Genomic DNA, 18,287 nt, shown 5'->3' on the forward strand with positions numbered 1-18,287 from the left:
ACTATCAAAGAACTTATTCAAATTCAACGGATAATCCGTTTTTTTTCCATCAGTTGGCTAATTAACTGTAATGCGCTCAATAAACGATGACGTTGCTTGCTCTCCAGCCTCAGATAACGTCGTGTTGCAGGAATACGACTGACCATCTCTGATGCAGTAAAAGGTTCAATCTCACAACGCCACTGACCATGATTAAGCTCTATTTGGCATCGGTTAAAATCCAACTCTTCTAATGTTTGCCGAATAATGGGATATTCATTCAACCAGCCAATAACCTTAGCCCCATCTATTTGTTTAGATACAAAATGGATATGTTTTTTCCTTACACTTCCTCGCGTTTTTACTTCAATTTTTGCATTAATATCCTGATGACAAATACCAGAAACGGCAAAACGGCTATATACAATAAAAGCAAGAAACAGCTTTCTTGGGCGTTCAGTGACTTCAATCGTTAATTCAGGTTGTAATTGAATAAGGAGCGCTCCCGGTGCCCGCCATTCACACGGATAAGGAAGCATATCTCGCTCAATACGATTAAGTGTTAGCCCAGTTTGATAGCCCACTGGTAAACGTTTTTTGGTTAATCTGCTGCCTAGCCGCTGCCATAGCGAATATTTAGGCGAGGTTGCGTAATGGCTCAAGTTGGCCTCCCTCAATTTCTTCATCTCGGAATGAGTTTGATAGGACTGACTCTACACTTAGCGGTTTGAATGGGTTAACTTTTTGCACAAAAACCGTCCAAATTAAGGCATAACCAGCAGTTAAACCTAACATTATTGCAAAAGGAATATATACATCAGACTTACTCATACCCGGTGGAGTGATATAAACAATGGCTAAAATAATGCCCACACTCGAAATAATCTGTGGCAGAGGGAAGAATGGTGAACGATAAGCGCGGTGTAAATCAGGGCGACGGATACGCAATAGCACCACGGAAATAGTTACCAATAAATAAGCAACTCCCCAAGAGCACACAGCGGCTAATACTAAAGGAATGATGCGGTCAAGATCGCCTTGGATAGCAAAGGCGTGTAAACAAGGGATCATCACAGCAACTAAAATACCAAATACTGGTGTTTTAAAGCGTGGGTGTAAGTAAGCAAAGATGCGAGGTAATGCACCATCAAGTGCCATCCCGTAAAGAATACGCGGTACTGCGGCCATTAAAGTATTGATTGTGGCTCCACCAGCAAGTAAAAGTGCCACACCAATCCAATATTTACCAAACTCACCCATCACTAATTCCGCAAATGCTGGAATAGCCATTGGTGTTTCCAATAAACGGGTTCCCGTTTGTGGGTCAACCACCACATTTTCCACTTGGTTCGCTAATGCGGCTCCAAATAGCACCATACACAGAGCGACACAGAACAACCCTGTTGTCATTGCCCGCGGAATAACTTTGGCTGAGTTTTTAATCTCAGGCGCCATTGGTGTCACTAACTCACACCCTACAAACATGAACATGGCCATTCCAATAAAACTCAGTACTAATGTTGGGTCTGTATTCAATGGCTGACCAAACCAACCATCCGTCTGTACATGAAATGGTAATAACAAGCCGCTTATGCTGAAGATCACTAATGTAGACCACATAGCAAACGTCAGCACAACTTCCACCTTACCAAAAGCTTCGATCCCAAAAGCGTTTAAAATACCAAAAGTAACAACAAGCCCAACACCAACCATCCACGAGGAATTACTGGTTTCTAAAACCGTATTTAAATGCTCAAAATTAACCAACGCCATAATTCCAGAAAGAATTGTTTCGGCCGTTCCAGCAAAGACATGCACTATTAAATAGGCAGAAAGCGCCCCAGTAATTGCCCAGAAGCGCCCCATTCCACAAGAAATATAATCATATACCGAACCTGATGTTGGTAGGATTGCAGCAGCTTCAGAAAATGTTGTTAGCTGAGCTTGCATCATAATAAAACTCAACAACACCGCTAAAGCAAAAGTATCACCGCCAATGCCGAATCCACTAATAACCGTTAAGATAACAGGACTAGCCATAATCAAACCGGCAGAACTTGCCAATGTTGTAGGAAAGCCAACTTTCCCATTCTCTAGATGTGACGACAATTTTGAGGATAAATTCATTTTTCTTCCCTCTCGCTCCATACACAGTCATGAATGTGAATTTTTTGTAAAAATATAGTGACTGAATTGCCACTATAAAAATAAGCACAAACGACTCGCTATCGTTCTAAAGGACGATACCCAGAGAGAGGGGGGAACCAAAAAACAGCGCAAAAAGTACCAACAACTGAATCAAAAAATAGATAATTAATTAGATATCAATGCATAACAAAAAAACGCTTTGTTAATATATTAATAATAAGTTCACTAAAGATACCCAAAAGCAATAGAGCATTATTGGATGGGTTTTAACGATTTTTAAATACTGCAAGCAACCTCACGTTATTAACATGTTTACTTTATGTTAATATCAATAAGACGCATGATAATAATTCGATTGGCTACGGAAGGTAATATGATGAGCTCTTTATTGTTTAGCCCTCACCAACAAACATTGATTGATTGCTGCCTAAATACGATTGCTCATATTATTCCTATATCAGCATCCGTGTATTATCTGGTTAATGACCACTGGCAACCCGATAACTATATACTTTATGGGGTTCCCGCAAAAATGCACCAAGATTATCTTGCCTGTTTTTATCAGCTAGATCCTTTACACCCGAATAACTTTCGTAGCAGTGACTTACGCTTAGTGAGAATGGGGGCGGAGGCACGTCAGCAAAATCAGGCATTCTTCCATGACTTTATGCAACCAAATAATATGACGGATATGGCTGAAATCTTTATTCGGCGGAAAAATAAGATTATTGCTGGAATTTCAATCATGCGAGATAGCCCTTTTAGCCAACAAGAAATCATGCGGTTAAATGCAATTTTACCTGTTGCAGAGCTAATGACATTTGATGTGCTGCCTGATTCCTTAGTTTCTTATACCCCTAAAGAACAAGAAATTATCCACTTAGTACGAGAAGGTGCAAGCAACAAACGTATTGCATTATTATTAGGTGTATCTCTGTCTACGGTAAAAACGCATTTGCGGAATATTTTTACCAAAGCACAAGTCACCAACCGGACAGAACTTGTTTCATCAGGGTTCATTATTCGCCAAGAAAAGCATTTTTAGCCCTAACGGCCACCAGCCGCATCAATTATTGTCCCTGTGACATAGGATGAAGCATCACTCAGTAACCAAGTGATAATCTCCGCAATTTCCCTAGGCTCTCCACCTCTTTTCATCGGTAACTGTGCCGCAATGCGATCCACTCGACCTTCCTCACCACCATCCTTATGCATCTGTGTATAGATATAGCCAGGGCGTACACCATTCACACGAATACCTAGCTCAGCCAGTTCTAATGACAACCCTTTCGTAATAGAGTCCACAGCACCTTTAGAAGCCGCATAATCAATATACTCCCCCGCAGCCCCTAACCGAGCCGCAGCTGAGGAAACATTAACAATGGCTTTATTTTGAAATTGATTAAAGAAACGGGCATGCTTAATGAATTCTCTGCAACAAATCAGTAGCCCAGTTACGTTAGTCGCCAGCACCTTATTAATACGTTCCGCTGACAACCCCTCAGTAGTCGATTGTTGAAATAAAACACCGGCATTATTGACTAAAAAATGAAGGTCACCGTACTGTTGCCTGATAGAGTTGAATAGCTTAACAACATCACTTTCATCACTAATATCACATTGAAATGCATCAGCCATACCACCCGAGGCTTGGATTTCCCTAACAAGATTTTCTGCGGACTGTTGGTCACTTTTATAATTGACCAACACATGCATACCTAGGCTTGCTAACTGGATGGCGGTAGCACGGCCAATCCCCCTGCTCCCCCCTGTAATCAACACTTTTTGCATTAGGTTATCTACCAGTAATGATAATTAACCTATCTTAACCATAACTTGCACTCTATGCGCAATAAAATACAAAAAACCCGGCTTAATCGCCGGGAAATATTGATTAATTTCATGTTAGCTAAATACTAATAACGCACCATGACAGATTTTAACTCGGTGTAATACTCGATAAAGGCACTACCAAACTCACGCCCAACCCCTGATGACTTAATTCCACCAAAAGGCACTGCTGGGTCAAGGAAGGTATGCATATTCACCCAAACAGTCCCCGCTTCAATTTGTGAAATCATGCGCATCGCTTTACTTAGGTCATTAGTCCATAAGCTAGCCGCTAAACCAAATGGAGTACTATTCATTAACTCAATAAGTTCATCTTCATTGTCATAACTGAGGAATGTCCCTACAGGGCCAAATGTTTCTTCCTTCATCAACGCATCATCTGGGCTATTTGCACGAATAATGGTTGGCGGTACAAAATAACCTGTACCAGCAATAGGCTGGCCGCCATAAATAATTTCATTACCCTCTTGGCGTGCTTTTTCAAATAAAGCGAGAATTTTTTCATAATGCGCTTTATTTGCGAGTGGCCCCATTTCTGTTGTTTCATCTAACGGCGCCCCCACTTTCATCACAGACAAGCGGGCTTTTAACTCAGTTAATACGGGTTCCATTAACTTAGATGGAATATAGAAACGCTCCGCGGCTGCACAAATTTGCCCCTGATTCAGATATCCAGCCTCAATGATGCCATTGACTATTTTTTCAACGGGTAAATCCGCTAAGAATGCAGCGCCATTTTTACCACCTAACTCAAGCGTAACACGGGTTAATTTTCCTTCCATTGCGGTACGCCCTACCGCTAGCCCCGTTGGTACAGAACCCGTAAATGTCACTTTGGAACATAGAGGATGATGGATCAGTGCAGGCCCAACTTCACGACCTCCACCATTAATGATATTAATAACCCCGTCTGGGATACCTGCTTCTTTTGCTAGCTCAACTACCCTTAACATCGTTAGAGGGGTAAATTCACTCGGCTTTAACACAATGGTACAACCGCAAGTTAATGCAGCGGCCAATTTCCAAATAGAAATCATTATGGAAAAATTCCAAGGAATAATACCTGCTACTACCCCAACAGGCTCCCGCTGTGTAAATGCCGTGTATTTTTCACCATTAAATGAAGGCAATGAAACATTGAGAGTCTCACCACTGATTTTCGTTGCCCAACCAGCAAAATAACGTAAAAATTGTGCGGACGAACCCACTTCAAGAAAACGAGAAAGCTGAATTGTTTTCCCTGAACAAAGGGTTTCTAGCTGAGCCAGTTCTTCAAGATGTTTCTCAAACAAATCAGCAAGGCGGTTTAAGCAATTCCCTCTCTCCATCGGTGTTGTATTTGCCCAAGCCCCTTTGAATGCAGCGTGAGCAGCTTCCATTGCTGCATCAACGTCTGCTAATGTGCCTTCTTTCACTTTCGCAATGACTTGCTCAGTGGCTGGATTAACGACATTAAAAAAAGTATCGCCCATGCCAGAAACCGGCAACCCGTTGATAAAATGGCCATGTTGACGTTTCAGAAATTCACTGACCTCTGGTAATAGGGTTAACTCACTCATCGTTATCACTCCACTTAATAGGAATTAATTAGGCATTGACACAAGCTAGGTAATGTTTGACAAAACGCGGGGCATCAATTTCCCACAAAACTTCTGTCCCTTTCGCTGCAAACCATGTATCACCCTTATGATATTCAACCGTTACACCCGTTTTCACATCGGTTAACTTGACTGAACCTTCGTGAACGGTCGCCATTTCATCAAATGGGTATACCATTTTGAACTTACCTTTTGTACAAGCGAAAATTCCACATGTCAGATTATCAGTGGGTTCGCCATGTATCATCGCAACACTCGCTTGAGGATCGCCCTCGACAACTACAGACCCTAAGTTTGTAACACTACCTACATTCAGTAATTCCGGCAGTGGTTTATTCAATAATAATGGACTAATCATGATTTTTACCTTTAATCAATTTTAATAAAATAGATGGACTGATAACGAACTAGCGCCGCCCCTGCCAATAACCCGATGTTTGATGCATAATTTTGGCAAGTGAAACAATGACATTACGCATGCTATCTTTACCAATAATGTTGGCATGAGGAATAGAGCTCATTAAGTCATAACGATGCGAACCTTCCACCATCCCCTCAGCAAGAACTTTACAGACAATTTGGCTAGGCGTGACACCGAAACCGGAATACCCTTGAGCATAAAACACATTTTTATGCTGTGGTAATGTACCAATTTGGGGAAATAAATTTGCACTACAGGCCATTGGCCCCCCCCAAGCAAGTTCGATTTTGACATCTTTGAGGTAAGGAAAGACTTTTAACATTAAATTCCGGTTCCATGCTTTAAGATCAGATGGAATGTACTCAAGGAAATGCGTCGAACTGCCAAATAATAAACGGTTTTCATTCGTCACACGGTAGTAATCAATTACAGGGCGAATGTCACTATATGCGCCTCGGATTGGGCTGATCTGTTCAATTAGCTCGTCCGGCAATTCTTCCGTCATTAATTGATATGCGTAAGTATTAATCGTTTTAGGGTAAATTGTTGGTTCAAGACCGTTTAAGAACGAATCGCAAGCCCATAACATTTTTTGGGCTTTAACCGTGCCCATCGCCGTTCTTACCGTGATGGTATTTCCATACTCAACATTTAATACTTGGCTATTTTCAAAAATTTTAGCGCCATAAATTTCACTTATTGCTTTTGCTTCACCCAATAGCAAATTCAATGAATGAACATGCCCACCCCCCATGTGTTTGATACCACAGGTATAAGCATCAGAACCGATAATCTGTTTCAGTTCTGTACCACTATAGAATTCAATTTCCTCATCGGGATCAACGGATTTAAAATCCTTTAGCCAACCACGTAAGGTTTTTTCTTGGCGCTTGTTGCTACCTAAATAAGCGTAACCGCGGCAGAAATCAGCATCGATATCATATTTAGCGATACGCTCACGCATGATCCCAGCCCCCATGTTACTGAGCTTAAAGATCGTTTCTAACCCTTCAGGGCCAACATATTTTTTAATTGCATCAATATCATGGCCAATACCTGCCATAACTTGGCCGCCATTACGCCCAGAACCACCATAGCCTAGGTGACGCCCCTCCAAGATAGCAATATTGGTAATACCTTTTTCACACAACTCGAGTGCCGTGTGGACCCCTGAAAAGCCACCACCAATAATGACAACATCCACATCAAGATCTTCTTTTAATGTAGGAAAGCGTAAGTCATATTTCTTAGTTGCAGCATAATAAGTTAGTGATTCTACTTGGTTATTCATAACGGATACCCTGTTTAGTATCTTTCGATAACCTGATTATCTTAACCTTGCATTAACAATTACATAGCCCTTTAGGGACATTCGAAACATAAAGTTAACATTTGTGACGTGAGTAGAATATTTATATAAAAATAAAATTTAGTAAAGTTTATTTTTTTAATTAAAATTCAATTAATTAGATAATTATTGCCATATTAATAATATAACAATTTATGAGTTGAAATACTTAAAAGTATTCTAATAAATATTAGATAAAACTAACACCATGATAAATAAACTAAATAATTCTAATATTTTGAGGTAAGGAAATTCACCCTACCTATTGAATTGGCCTATTCATAAATAAGTTAAATAATTCAGCTTGCGAATTAATATCTAATTTCTGGTAAATATTCTTACGATGATTTTTGACTGTCCCTAAACTGATAAAAAGCGACTGTGCAATCTGTGGGGAGCCTTTACCAGCAAGGATCAGTTCAACAACCTCACACTCTCTTGGGGTTAACCCAAACCGCGTTTGCATATCCGCATTTCGGTAATGATGAGAAACTGCATGAGGAGAGACTTCTTTATGAAGCCTAGCCATACTACGAATAATATCGCAAGCATCTTTAAGTGGGGCTTGTGTGTGCTTTCCTGAGAAGAAAGGTCTATCTTCGTTACCAAAAAAGATCCCTAGTTGCCTACCTGTTGAGATTTCTAACAATAAACCCGCTTCATCACACCAACCCGTTTTACGATAGAAATTAAGATAATAATCAGTGTGATAAAAACCTTTAGGTGCCAATTCTTTTAGCGTGAGTACCGTCGAAGCGCCCCCTTTCTGGATTTCTTGATAGAATGGGTCCATTAAATAAGCACCTCGCTGATAGATCCTATTAACACTATCACTATTGCGACGTTCGACTTTAGATAGAAATCGAGGAGGCGCACCTTTCTCAAAAGAATATACAATCGCATTATCAAATGTGATGAATGAAGATAACCATGATAATAAATTAGGGTAAAACTGGTTAGTTGCAACAGAATCAATTACATCTGGCAATTTATTGAGATAATTATCCATGCTCCCTCCTAGTTTATTAACTTATTAATAAAGTGTATTTATACTCCAAGCTAAAGGATATAAGAAACACATAATCTTTATAAACTCAACATGATTGTTATTAATATGTTAATTATGTCACTATGATATTAGTAACATTAATGAATAGTTTCATTACATTAGTATTCATTAAAATGAAGCTTAAATCACAAAATAATAAATAAATCCTTATATTATGTTAATCAAAAGTAAATAACATAATGAAAGGAGCAAAAATGCAGAAATACAAAATTATTTTAGATTGTGATCCTGGACATGATGATGCTATGGCTATCTTTTTGGCGTTAGGTAACCCAAATATAGATTTACTCGCTGTCACGACTGTCGTTGGAAACCAAACTCTAGACAAAGTGACTCACAACGCACGCGCAATTATGGAATTCGTTGGTGCAAATAATATCCCTATAGCTGCTGGCTGCCCTCGTCCCTTAGTAAGGACAATACAAACTGCCCCTGAAGTTCATGGAAGCACAGGGCTTGATGGGACACACCTTCCAGAGCCAACACAGCCAATTGACCAACGCCATGCTGTCGATTTGATCATCGATACAATCAAATCTCATCCCCCTAAAACAATTACTCTCGTTCCTATTGGTGGATTAACAAATATTGCTTTAGCCGTCAGAAAAGCACCTGAAATTGTAGAGTTAGTAAAAGAAGTCGTTCTGATGGGGGGAGGCTACCATACCGGTAATCGCTCTGCTGTAGCTGAATTTAATATCATCATAGACCCTGAAGCCGCCCATATTGTATTTAATGAAAAATGGCCGATTACCATGGTTGGATTAGACCTCACCCACCAGGCTAGGCCAAATGATCTAATCATGGAACAAATTGCTCGTTTGAATACACCAATTAGCCAATTTGTTGTGGAATCCCTAAATTACTACACAACAGGTTATCGCCAACGTAATGGTTATAGCGACCATGCACCTGTCCATGACCTTTGTGCCGTCGCTTATGTTATTAACCCATCGATAATGGAAACAGTTAAAGCGCCAATTGATATCGAGTTACAAGGTACTTTAACTACAGGGATGACTGTCACTGATTTTCGTATGCCGGCCAAAGCCGAATGCCATACACAAGTTGCCACAAAGCTCGATAACCCAAAACTATGGGAAATGTTTATAAATTCCCTTAAGCAATTAGGTAAATAAATAATGAAAAGGTAGCCTCTGTCAGCTACCTTTTCAAAAGATTATGATTTAAGGATTTCTTTTAATTTGGTATAGCGCCTAATTAAACGCCACTTAAGTTTTACTGTCGTCGCATGTTCCCATACTACTTGCCAGTAACCTTTATCAAAAAACTGCTGCACCATCTCTTTTTGTGTTTCAGGTGACTTAATTGCCAGTAAGGCTTGGATCACCCCTAAGCCTTCCTTACCAACCTGCCATAAGCAAGCTGGTGCTTGTTTGACTTGCTCAGGATAGCGCCGATAAATATCTAGCAACATATCAATGATTTTCAAATAAGTGTTTATCTTACGAACTGAGCGTTCATCACCCGTCAATGAGTGAGAAACTGATTGGTTATGGATCAAATAACGATAATACTGTTCATTAATAAATTGCACACGTTTTGCTACTAACAAAACTTCAGTCGTCCAAGGAATATCTTGATGATGCAACTTAGGCTCAAAGAAAAAATCATGTTGGCGTAACATCTCTAAACGGTATAAGTTCAACCAAGTCACATGTAAAAACTTACGTGAGCTTAACCCTTTTTCAAGCCATTCAGGACCAGATATCACCCCCGTAGAGGGTACTTTGTTTGGTGGGAAAATAGCCTTCGGTGCGTCACCATTGGTATAAACATATGTCCCATTACAGGTTGCAACGTCTAGGTCTCCAGATAATGCGATTTCTAATAGACGTCCATACATTTTAGGGTTAATTTCATCGTCTATATCAGGAAATGTAATATATTTCCCCGTTGCTTCAGCCATTCCAGTATTACGAGCAACCGAAACACCTTGATTTTCCTGAGATAATACTTTGAAACAAGCAAACTTATCTGCATAAGCATTGATAACGCTTTCACTATCATCCTTAGAGCCATCATTAACAACAATAAGCTCCCAGTTCTCTAATTTTTGCGCTATTAAACTTTCAAAAAACTGAGGTAGAAATTTTTCACCATTATAAACGGCAACAACAATGCTCAAAACTGGCTGAGAAGACATGTATTAACCTTATACCAATCTACTTAAAATTATTTATAACCCAAAGTGGTTAAGTCAGACCGAAAGACCAACTATAAATGTGTTACTTCACTAAAATTAATTAGTTAGAAACACAAAAAACGCATTGGTTCCATTGTCATAAAAATTTAATAATTCAATGCGCGGCATTTTTAACTGTAATGGTATTATTAAATTTTATAGATTATGGTTAATGCCAAGTGAACTAATTATCGCTAAACCAACCTAATAAACATTAACTACACCTTAAAAAAGAAAATAATGAGGATATTATTTTGGCTGGAAGCAGTTTACTCACATTACTTGATGATATTGCCGCAGTATTAGACGATGTTTCCGTCATGACTAAAATGGAAGCTAAAAAAACATCTGGCGTTTTGGGTGATGACCTCGCTTTAAATGCTCAGCAAGTCACAGGAGTACGGGCTGATAGAGAACTTCCTGTTGTTTGGTCAGTTGCTAAAGGCTCGTTTATTAATAAATTAATACTTGTCCCTTTAGTACTACTAATTAGTGCCTTTTTACCTTGGGCTATTACACCATTACTTATGCTTGGTGGGGCTTACCTATGTTTTGAAGGTGCAGAGAAAATTGCACATAAGTTATTGCACCCCGAAACAAAAACAGCCGCTACTATGCAAAAACAATTATCTCCTGAAATGCTTAGCGAGTTTGAAAGTAAAAAAATCAAAGGTGCTATCCGTACTGACTTTGTACTATCTGCTGAAATCATTGCAATAACATTAGGGATTGTTTCTTCAACGACCTTTATGAATCAAGTTATTGTGCTTTCTATTATTGCGATTGTAATGACAATAGGTGTTTATGGGCTAGTCGCAGGTATTGTTAAATTAGATGACTTAGGGTTTTACTTGCAGAAGAAAGCATCTACAGCATTAAAAAAATGTGGCAATGCTTTAATTTATATCACACCATATCTAATGAAAACCTTATCTATTGTAGGCACAGCCGCAATGTTCATGGTTGGTGGTGGTATTTTGACACATGGTATTAGTTACATTTCAGAATGGATCGATGAAATTGCTTTTACCGCAATTTTGACCCCTATTATTGGCAGTACAATGCAGTTTGTCTTACCTACCATTATTAATTTATTTTTTGGTTTAATCGTAGGTTTACTTCTAGTTGCAATAATCAATTTATTCAAAAAACTTAAAAAAAGTTAACCTCAAAAATAAGATAGCACAGACGGTTGAGTGCTATCTTTCTCTCCATTGTTTACCATTTTTATTTTTTCGCTATAAATTTAATTGCATATCGAGTTACAAACATAAGCAAACTGATCTAAATCAAAAGAAATTCATCTTTAATTTACGTTATAATACGTAGATGTGTATTTTAGAATATAACAAAAAAATAGATTAACCATTAAATATCAATTAGTTGAAATCATCAGTATATATATTAAAGCTTAATTTTTTGCTTTAGCGCTCACACCACCGAAAAAATATACCACCAAAGTAGTATATTTAATATTATGCTCTTTATGAACAATACTAGGTGTTCAAGCTTTTTAATTTACTATGAGCTTTATTTTTGAGGAAGGAAAAATGCCGACTCTGTATCGTCGCTTTTCAATTATTAACCAAGTAATCGGCCTGATGCTACTTATTGCGATCTTGGGGATTATTGGAATGACGATTTCAAATCGTATGATTATTAGCGTCCAAGGCAATGCCCATGCAATAAATAAATCAGGCTCCTTAAGAATGCAAAGCTACAGGTTACTTTCCTTAGTACCATTAAATACTCAAAATCAACGTTATCTAGGTATATTAGAAAATGATTTAGTAAGCCCAGAACTAACACAAGTAGTAAAAGTCGAAAATTTAACCCCCCAATTTAATGAACTTCATAATTATTGGCTACATACACTGAAACCAGCGCTAATGGCTGCTGAGTCACCAAATGATGCAAGATACGAAGTAATATCATTCGTTAATAAGCTTGATGAACTAGTCCATAATATTGATGAAAAAACAGAAAGAAAAATTGCTTATGTCGCAATGACCCAGCTCGTTTTTATTAGTTTAGTTTTTTTGTTATTAATGGGAACAATGTGGCACCTAAGACGGAAAATTTATTACCCATGGGTAAAATTATTGTCAATGGTGACTGCTATTGGCCAAAAAGATTTTAGTCAGCGCTACCCTAAAAATCACCAACAAGATGAGTTAAACGCTTTGGGTGAAACACTTAACCAAATGTCCGATGAGTTGGCTCAAAGTTACCATCAATTAGAGGAAAGGGTTGCAGAAAAAACAGCGGACCTGATGACAAAAAATCGCGTTTTATCTTATTTATATCAATCAAACCAAATCTTACATTCTTCGGAGCCTCTGTATTCACGCTTACAAAAAGTGCTGATTGAGCTCAAAAATATTACCCTATTAAAAAATCTCAGCTTACGGTTATACGAAGAAAGTAATGATGCCTATTTTCATGAAATATGTTGTGATTCAATAGGGCTATCTGAATTAGATAATCATGTTACAAAACAACCCTCCCCGATAATAAAAAAAGCAATAACTATGCAGTGGGATTTGTCTGACAACATGCACCGATATGGTGTCATCATCGGTGAAATTGAAGATACAGAAGTCCTTTCAGATGAACAAAGCAATCTAGTTTCTGTATTGGCCAAGCAAATTTCAGGCATGTTAGCAATGGAGCATCAAATAGAGCAACAACAACAGCTATTGATAATGGATGAGCGCTCAGCCATTGCTCGTGAGCTTCATGACTCTATAGCTCAATCATTATCCTGCTTAAAAATGCAAATTAGCTATTTGCAATTGCAACCTGAACCATTACCAGAAAGGCCTCAACAGTTGTTAACTGAAATGCGCAGTGAGATTAATACCGCGTATAGTCAGTTAAGAGAGTTATTAACCACCTTTAGGCTTAAATTAACTGAGCCTGGGCTCTTACCCTCTCTAGAGAGTACAATCAGCGAATTCAGTGAACGAATGGGCTATTCAATAGGATTAAATTATAACCTACCAGCGAAAAGTATTTCGCCACACCAATCAATCCATATTATACAAATAATCCGAGAAGCCCTTAGTAATATCCTAAAACATGCAAATGCTAAGCGGGCTGAAGTATCATTAAGTCAACATGCGGGTATCGCTAGCATTACTATTACTGATGATGGCACTGGAATCTCATCTAATGCTGATAAACTTAACCATTATGGGCTAATTATTATGAGGGAAAGGGCACTGAGTCTTAAGGGTGAGTGTTCTATTATTTCTAGAGAGCAAGGGGGAACTCAAGTTAAAGTGACTTTCCCTTTACCTGACGCTTAAAACACCGGAAAAATCATCTATGGAGAATACAAATATAATGAATGAAAAATCAACCATCCTACTTATTGATGATCATCCGATGCTAAGAAATGGGGTCAAACAACTGATTAGTTTAGAACCTTCATTACAAGTCATCGGAGAGGCAGGAGATGGGAAAACAGGTATCCAAATCGCAGCAGAACAAGACCCTGATTTAATTCTTCTCGATCTGAATATGCCGGGTATGAATGGCTTTGAAACTCTAGATGAGCTAAGAAAAAGGGAACTTTCTGGAAGAATTATCCTTTTTACCGTCTCTAACTATAGTGATGACCTAGTCAACGCGTTAAAAAGAGGGGCTGATGGTTATCTACTTAAAGATATGGAACCAGAAGAGCTTATTGTGGCTCTTAAAGAGGCTGCCAGTGGAAAATTAGTTGTCAGCCCAACGCTAGCTTCAGTACTTGCTGAATCATTAAGGGACAATACAACACAAGATGAAAACCATATTGCATCCTTAACACCAAGAGAAGCGGACATCTTAGAACTCATTTCACAAGGGTTGTCCAATAAAATGATAGCTCGCAAACTAGATATTGCAGAAAGTACAGTAAAAGTTCACGTTAAACATTTACTTAAAAAATTAAACTTAAAATCTAGGGTTGAAGCTGCTGTTTGGGTATTACAACAAAAATAATCCTCACGACAACCCTATCGCAGCTATATAAATAATAAAATAGCTGCGAGTTAAAAAAAATAAGACTAAGAACTAAACTAAAATAAGAGATAAATAGCTCTAATTTGCAAACTTTTATTTTTAGTTATAATAAACTATACGTATAGTTTTTAATGGAAATAATAAAAATGGAAGATCAGTTAATTTTAGTTAATGAAAATGATGAACCAATAGGTGTAATGCCTAAATTACTCGCACATCAACTCGGTCGCTTACATCGCGCCTTCTCTATTTTCATTTTTAATGACCAAAATGAATTGCTTATCCAGCAAAGAGCGCTTCATAAGTATCACTCTGCTGGCCAATGGGCTAATTCATGCTGTAGTCATCCAAAACCACATGAAGATACCCTACAAGCCGCACAACGACGACTTAATGAAGAATTAGGGTTCATCACGCCTTTAACTCATGTTGGTTCATTCACTTACCATGCTGAAGTGAGTGGAGGATTAATAGAACATGAATATGACCACCTATATGTTGGCCACTATAATAAAGTGATCTATCCCAATATTGAAGAAGTCGCATCCATCCGCTGGGTTAGTATTTCTAAACTTATTTATGAAATTAATCAACAACCGGAGATTTTTACTCCGTGGTTTAAAAAAATACTGACTAAATACCCATCATTAAATTTCAATTTAGCTTAATTAACTGCCCGATGATTATATTTCATAATTTAAGATATAATCATGTATCAATGTTAATTCTTTTGAAAGTGATTTATCTTCACCATTTAAATCAATACATTCACTTATCATATGATAAATACTATCTGTTTTTGAAGATAATAAATAAGAGGGATCTTTCTCTTTTCTTAAATTAATTGCTTGTACCACACATAAAAACACAATCGAAATTAATTCATATCCATACATTAATTGATTTTTTAATTTTTCAGCAACAAACTGTGCATTCGTCGCAGTATCCTCAACACCACCTGCGACAGAGAAGTAATCTAATGAAGCTGGCATTGCTAGATATTTAATTCTCATTGCTAAAGTAACTGCGGGCTTTTCAATGGCACCAAGTGCATGAAATGCAGTTCTATTACCTAAAAACCGAGTTAGCTGTGTAAAATAAGGGTCATTAAGTTTTACTATCTGCTGTACACTTGCTAGTGCATTATGAGCAATCGCTAAACTTAATTTTTCGATAGATAAAACCCAAGGTAGTGTTTCAAAATTTCCACTTGGAAGCACTGCCTGATGACAATCATTTTCAGCCAAATTATTATTTACATGTTTAGTGAGCACGCATGGATTATCATTTGATCCATTTACTTGAATGAGGAGCTGTTCTTTAGCTTGTTCATAGCTTAAACGCAACTCTGCTAGCCGATATACCCCACAACGATAGCTTAGAGGGTCTTGTAAATGACGTTCATCGTCGTAACATTCCAACGAAGAACCAACTAATAGGCTTCTAAGCTTTTCTCCCATTGCAATAACTTCAGGGTATGCACAAGCATCCAAAACCTGCTGATTTAAAGGTGAGAGGTTACCATTTAAGGCTTGAAGATTTAAACAATACAATAACTCACTTATATTTATGTAATGTGCTGTTTTTAATAACGCAGCAGCTGCTATAGCAACAGAATAAGCGTTTGAACATAATAAAGAGAGTGAATCTTTTGCCCAAGGTTCTATGGGGGTAATGCCCGCAAGTTGAAGTGCCTTTGAAGAAGACATTGTTTTACCTTGGTAAATTACCTCTCCCTCACCTAATAATGTAAGCCCTATATGACTCAATATAGTAATATCCCCCTCACCAATAGAACCCATGCTTGGGATAAAAGGAATGATATCTCTGTTAAGTAATTCGACATAGCTATTAATTATTCTAGGTTGAATTCCACTATAACCATTAAGTAACATGTTAATGTGAATTCCCATGATCCCTCTAATTAAACAGCTATCTATTGGCTTACCTATACCCACAGAATGTGCACGTATTAGTTTTTTATTAAATATCGTTGATTTTTCAATTAGCTCTTCAGTAAACCTACCATTTAATTTTATATATTCCGTATCTTTATTTAAGCCAACACCTACTGTTAGACCATATATCCTTGCTCCTTTCTCGGCCTCTAATATTAATAGGTTATGGCTTTCTTCTAATTTTTCCACTACCATATAATCCACAGCAATATCTTCACCATTCATAATTAATTCTATATCATGAAGTTTTAAGTTTTTTCCATTCAGCAAAACCATATACCCTCTCTAAAAAAAGAAAAAATAAACAATTTACAACTGTCTTTTTACTTATTTATAGTAAAAACTAAAACTCATCATTTTTAAACTTTAACTATCAAACATTATTAATTAGGGAGGAATAATAATTATAATGGTATAGTTTTATTATGTTTAATAGCAAATTTTATTAAATATAGAGGACAATAAGTAATGCCAGACCATTCGTTTTAAATCAATCAATTTTATATTTTAATACATCGTAAAATATGATTCATGGGCATCTATATATTTGAATGATAAGGGATACAATAAAAACTAGCGCAATAATAATTTAATAATAAAAGTTAATTTCTAAGTTGGTTATTATTTAGCTAAGCTTAAAAATTATCATAATTATAGTGATTAATTATTAAGCTAATTTTTGATTAGCTTACCGCTTTCTATTTTTTCTGTTTTCAATCATAAGAAGTAACGGGCTAAGTAAACAAAATGAGCACCTGTTAGCCACTATCAATTTCGCCTAAGATACAAAAAAATTAATTACTGAGCTGACTACTAATTAGCCCATCATTTCGAACCATATCTGCCATTTATCTGTATTTTCTATATAGATGTCATTTTGCCAAAGCCAGTAATAAGGGCTTATGCATGACCATAACCAATACGATGATAAGAAACCGAATAAAAAGCACGAGCACAATAAGCAAGGTGATCACACAAGTTAGTTGCTAAGTGAATTATTGACTAGCAACAACAAGGTGTAGCATAAATACTGAGGGTGATTTTAGATGAGAAAAGGAACTACGATAAGGGTTAAAATGATAAAAATGAAGTAGACGTACTCGTAAGTTACTGAGTGGATTATTGGTCCTCGATGACAATAAGTGCCATAAATACAAAGCACATTCACTAAGCTAATGATTAATCACGAGGAGTCACGAGCCGAGTCAACAAAGAGAACCTCCACTCGTGTCATCATCCCTTTCACCGAAGTGACTTAATTGCTGAAAACGAGATGGGCAGGAAAAGAATATCTCTGTACTAATGAGGGGCTAACCTAGCCCTCTGTTAATCAGACTGTTAATTTAGAAGCTAGACATTAGCAGTTAGCAGTTAGCAGTTAGCAGTTAGCAGTTAGCAGTTAGCAGTTAGCAGTTAGCAGTTAGCAGTTAGCAGTTAGCAGTTAGAAGTTAGAAGTTAGCAGTTAGCAGTTAGCAGTTAGAAGTTAGAAGTTAGAAGTTAGAAGTTAGAAGTTAGAAGTTAGAAGTTAGAAGTTAGAAGTTAGAAGTTAGAAGTTAGAAGTTAGAAGTTAGCCTACAGGATAATAAAATATGCAGTGGTGTCAATACCTCATTACCCTAGGCAGAGCCCTCACAATCAGAGTCGCCCTGAGACTGAACACCTCACTCTTCGCTCCACACTGCCACGCCTCATCACCTAACC

15 protein-coding genes are annotated in these 18,287 nt (G+C 37.6%); 6 read left to right on the top strand and 9 right to left on the bottom strand.

The genetic code is table 11. From position 1 onward, the window contains the following. Nucleotides 1–23: 23 nt before the first annotated feature. Both ACPEH5_RS07135 and ACPEH5_RS07140 read right to left on the bottom strand, forming a co-directional pair. Nucleotides 24–641: a DUF3156 family protein gene (locus ACPEH5_RS07135; RefSeq protein ID WP_042849077.1), complete on the bottom strand. Its 618-nt coding sequence runs from the start codon at nucleotides 639–641 to the stop codon at nucleotides 24–26. Next, on the bottom strand, nucleotides 616–2,106 hold the full coding sequence (locus ACPEH5_RS07140) for an APC family permease (RefSeq protein WP_042849078.1): 1,491 nt from the start codon (nucleotides 2,104–2,106) through the stop codon (nucleotides 616–618). Before ACPEH5_RS07140 ends, ACPEH5_RS07135 begins: the two co-directional genes overlap by 26 nt. 397 nt (nucleotides 2,107–2,503) lie before the next feature. On the opposite strand from ACPEH5_RS07140, the gene ACPEH5_RS07145 reads away from it, so the two are divergent. After that, nucleotides 2,504–3,172 carry a helix-turn-helix transcriptional regulator gene (locus ACPEH5_RS07145; protein ID WP_094301196.1) on the top strand — a complete coding sequence of 223 codons (669 nt, stop codon included), beginning with the start codon at nucleotides 2,504–2,506 and terminating at the stop codon, nucleotides 3,170–3,172. A 2-nt stretch (nucleotides 3,173–3,174) separates the two neighbouring features. On the opposite strand, the gene ACPEH5_RS07150 is transcribed toward ACPEH5_RS07145, so the two are convergent. The 5 genes from ACPEH5_RS07150 to ACPEH5_RS07170 form a co-directional block, all read right to left on the bottom strand. Beyond that, nucleotides 3,175–3,918 carry an SDR family oxidoreductase gene (locus ACPEH5_RS07150; RefSeq protein ID WP_181469072.1) on the bottom strand — a complete coding sequence of 248 codons (744 nt, stop codon included), beginning with the start codon at nucleotides 3,916–3,918 and terminating at the stop codon, nucleotides 3,175–3,177. A 125-nt stretch (nucleotides 3,919–4,043) separates the two neighbouring features. Continuing rightward, a complete protein-coding gene (locus ACPEH5_RS07155; RefSeq protein WP_042849081.1) occupies nucleotides 4,044–5,537 on the bottom strand; it encodes an aldehyde dehydrogenase family protein in 1,494 nt (497 codons plus the stop codon). Nucleotides 5,538–5,565: 28 nt separating this feature from the next. Beyond that, nucleotides 5,566–5,934 carry a cupin domain-containing protein gene (locus ACPEH5_RS07160; RefSeq protein WP_042849082.1) on the bottom strand — a complete coding sequence of 123 codons (369 nt, stop codon included), beginning with the start codon at nucleotides 5,932–5,934 and terminating at the stop codon, nucleotides 5,566–5,568. A 49-nt stretch (nucleotides 5,935–5,983) separates the two neighbouring features. Further along, the gene (locus ACPEH5_RS07165; RefSeq protein ID WP_042849083.1) at nucleotides 5,984–7,288 is read right to left on the bottom strand and encodes an NAD(P)/FAD-dependent oxidoreductase; all 1,305 of its coding nucleotides are present in this window, start codon (nucleotides 7,286–7,288) and stop codon (nucleotides 5,984–5,986) included. Nucleotides 7,289–7,607: 319 nt separating this feature from the next. Continuing rightward, nucleotides 7,608–8,354, bottom strand: coding sequence for a helix-turn-helix transcriptional regulator (locus tag ACPEH5_RS07170; protein ID WP_042849084.1), 747 nt, complete (start codon nucleotides 8,352–8,354; stop codon nucleotides 7,608–7,610). A 254-nt stretch (nucleotides 8,355–8,608) separates the two neighbouring features. Here ACPEH5_RS07170 and ACPEH5_RS07175 point away from each other — a divergent pair, with 254 nt between their 5' ends. Next, nucleotides 8,609–9,553, top strand: coding sequence for a nucleoside hydrolase (locus ACPEH5_RS07175; protein WP_042849085.1), 945 nt, complete (start codon nucleotides 8,609–8,611; stop codon nucleotides 9,551–9,553). Between the two features lie 41 nt (nucleotides 9,554–9,594). On the opposite strand, the gene ACPEH5_RS07180 is transcribed toward ACPEH5_RS07175, so the two are convergent. After that, complete coding sequence (locus ACPEH5_RS07180; RefSeq protein WP_042849087.1) at nucleotides 9,595–10,581, bottom strand: glycosyltransferase; 987 nt, start codon at nucleotides 10,579–10,581, stop codon at nucleotides 9,595–9,597. Between the two features lie 293 nt (nucleotides 10,582–10,874). Here ACPEH5_RS07180 and ACPEH5_RS07185 point away from each other — a divergent pair, with 293 nt between their 5' ends. The 4 genes from ACPEH5_RS07185 to idi all read left to right on the top strand — a co-directional run bounded on the left by ACPEH5_RS07185 (nucleotide 10,875) and on the right by idi (nucleotide 15,296). Continuing rightward, nucleotides 10,875–11,786, top strand: a complete 912-nt coding sequence (locus ACPEH5_RS07185) for a DUF808 domain-containing protein (protein ID WP_281110700.1) — start codon at nucleotides 10,875–10,877, stop codon at nucleotides 11,784–11,786. Between the two features lie 384 nt (nucleotides 11,787–12,170). After that, nucleotides 12,171–13,931 (top strand): nitrate/nitrite two-component system sensor histidine kinase NarX, encoded by a 1,761-nt coding sequence (narX, locus tag ACPEH5_RS07190; RefSeq protein ID WP_048608607.1) that lies wholly within the window; start codon nucleotides 12,171–12,173, stop codon nucleotides 13,929–13,931. 37 nt (nucleotides 13,932–13,968) lie between these two features. Continuing rightward, the gene (gene narL / locus ACPEH5_RS07195; RefSeq protein ID WP_226619212.1) at nucleotides 13,969–14,607 is read left to right on the top strand and encodes a two-component system response regulator NarL; all 639 of its coding nucleotides are present in this window, start codon (nucleotides 13,969–13,971) and stop codon (nucleotides 14,605–14,607) included. Nucleotides 14,608–14,774: 167 nt separating this feature from the next. After that, on the top strand, nucleotides 14,775–15,296 hold the full coding sequence (gene idi, locus ACPEH5_RS07200) for an isopentenyl-diphosphate Delta-isomerase (protein WP_071547687.1): 522 nt from the start codon (nucleotides 14,775–14,777) through the stop codon (nucleotides 15,294–15,296). 15 nt (nucleotides 15,297–15,311) lie between these two features. On the opposite strand, the gene ACPEH5_RS07205 is transcribed toward idi, so the two are convergent. Then, nucleotides 15,312–16,862 (bottom strand): aromatic amino acid ammonia-lyase, encoded by a 1,551-nt coding sequence (locus tag ACPEH5_RS07205; protein WP_210847191.1) that lies wholly within the window; start codon nucleotides 16,860–16,862, stop codon nucleotides 15,312–15,314. Between the last annotated feature and the right edge of the window lie 1,425 nt (nucleotides 16,863–18,287).

This window comes from Providencia sp. NPDC089933, assembly GCF_049545585.1.
Classification (GTDB): Bacteria; Pseudomonadota; Gammaproteobacteria; order Enterobacterales; family Enterobacteriaceae; genus Providencia; species Providencia huashanensis.

Bases quoted from the DNA above. Each gene is read 5' to 3' on its own strand.
- ACPEH5_RS07140 (WP_042849078.1), bottom strand. From the start codon at position 2,106: ATGAATTTATCCTCAAAATTGTCGTCACATCTAGAGAATGGGAAAGTT.
- ACPEH5_RS07145 (WP_094301196.1), top strand. From the start codon at position 2,504: ATGAGCTCTTTATTGTTTAGCCCTCACCAACAAACATTGATTGATTGC.
- ACPEH5_RS07150 (WP_181469072.1), bottom strand. From the start codon at position 3,918: ATGCAAAAAGTGTTGATTACAGGGGGGAGCAGGGGGATTGGCCGTGCT.
- ACPEH5_RS07155 (WP_042849081.1), bottom strand. From the start codon at position 5,537: ATGAGTGAGTTAACCCTATTACCAGAGGTCAGTGAATTTCTGAAACGT.
- ACPEH5_RS07160 (WP_042849082.1), bottom strand. From the start codon at position 5,934: ATGATTAGTCCATTATTATTGAATAAACCACTGCCGGAATTACTGAAT.
- ACPEH5_RS07165 (WP_042849083.1), bottom strand. From the start codon at position 7,288: ATGAATAACCAAGTAGAATCACTAACTTATTATGCTGCAACTAAGAAA.
- ACPEH5_RS07170 (WP_042849084.1), bottom strand. From the start codon at position 8,354: ATGGATAATTATCTCAATAAATTGCCAGATGTAATTGATTCTGTTGCA.
- ACPEH5_RS07175 (WP_042849085.1), top strand. From the start codon at position 8,609: ATGCAGAAATACAAAATTATTTTAGATTGTGATCCTGGACATGATGAT.
- ACPEH5_RS07180 (WP_042849087.1), bottom strand. From the start codon at position 10,581: ATGTCTTCTCAGCCAGTTTTGAGCATTGTTGTTGCCGTTTATAATGGT.
- narX (WP_048608607.1), top strand. From the start codon at position 12,171: ATGCCGACTCTGTATCGTCGCTTTTCAATTATTAACCAAGTAATCGGC.
- narL (WP_226619212.1), top strand. From the start codon at position 13,969: ATGAATGAAAAATCAACCATCCTACTTATTGATGATCATCCGATGCTA.
- idi (WP_071547687.1), top strand. From the start codon at position 14,775: ATGGAAGATCAGTTAATTTTAGTTAATGAAAATGATGAACCAATAGGT.
- ACPEH5_RS07205 (WP_210847191.1), bottom strand. From the start codon at position 16,862: ATGGTTTTGCTGAATGGAAAAAACTTAAAACTTCATGATATAGAATTA.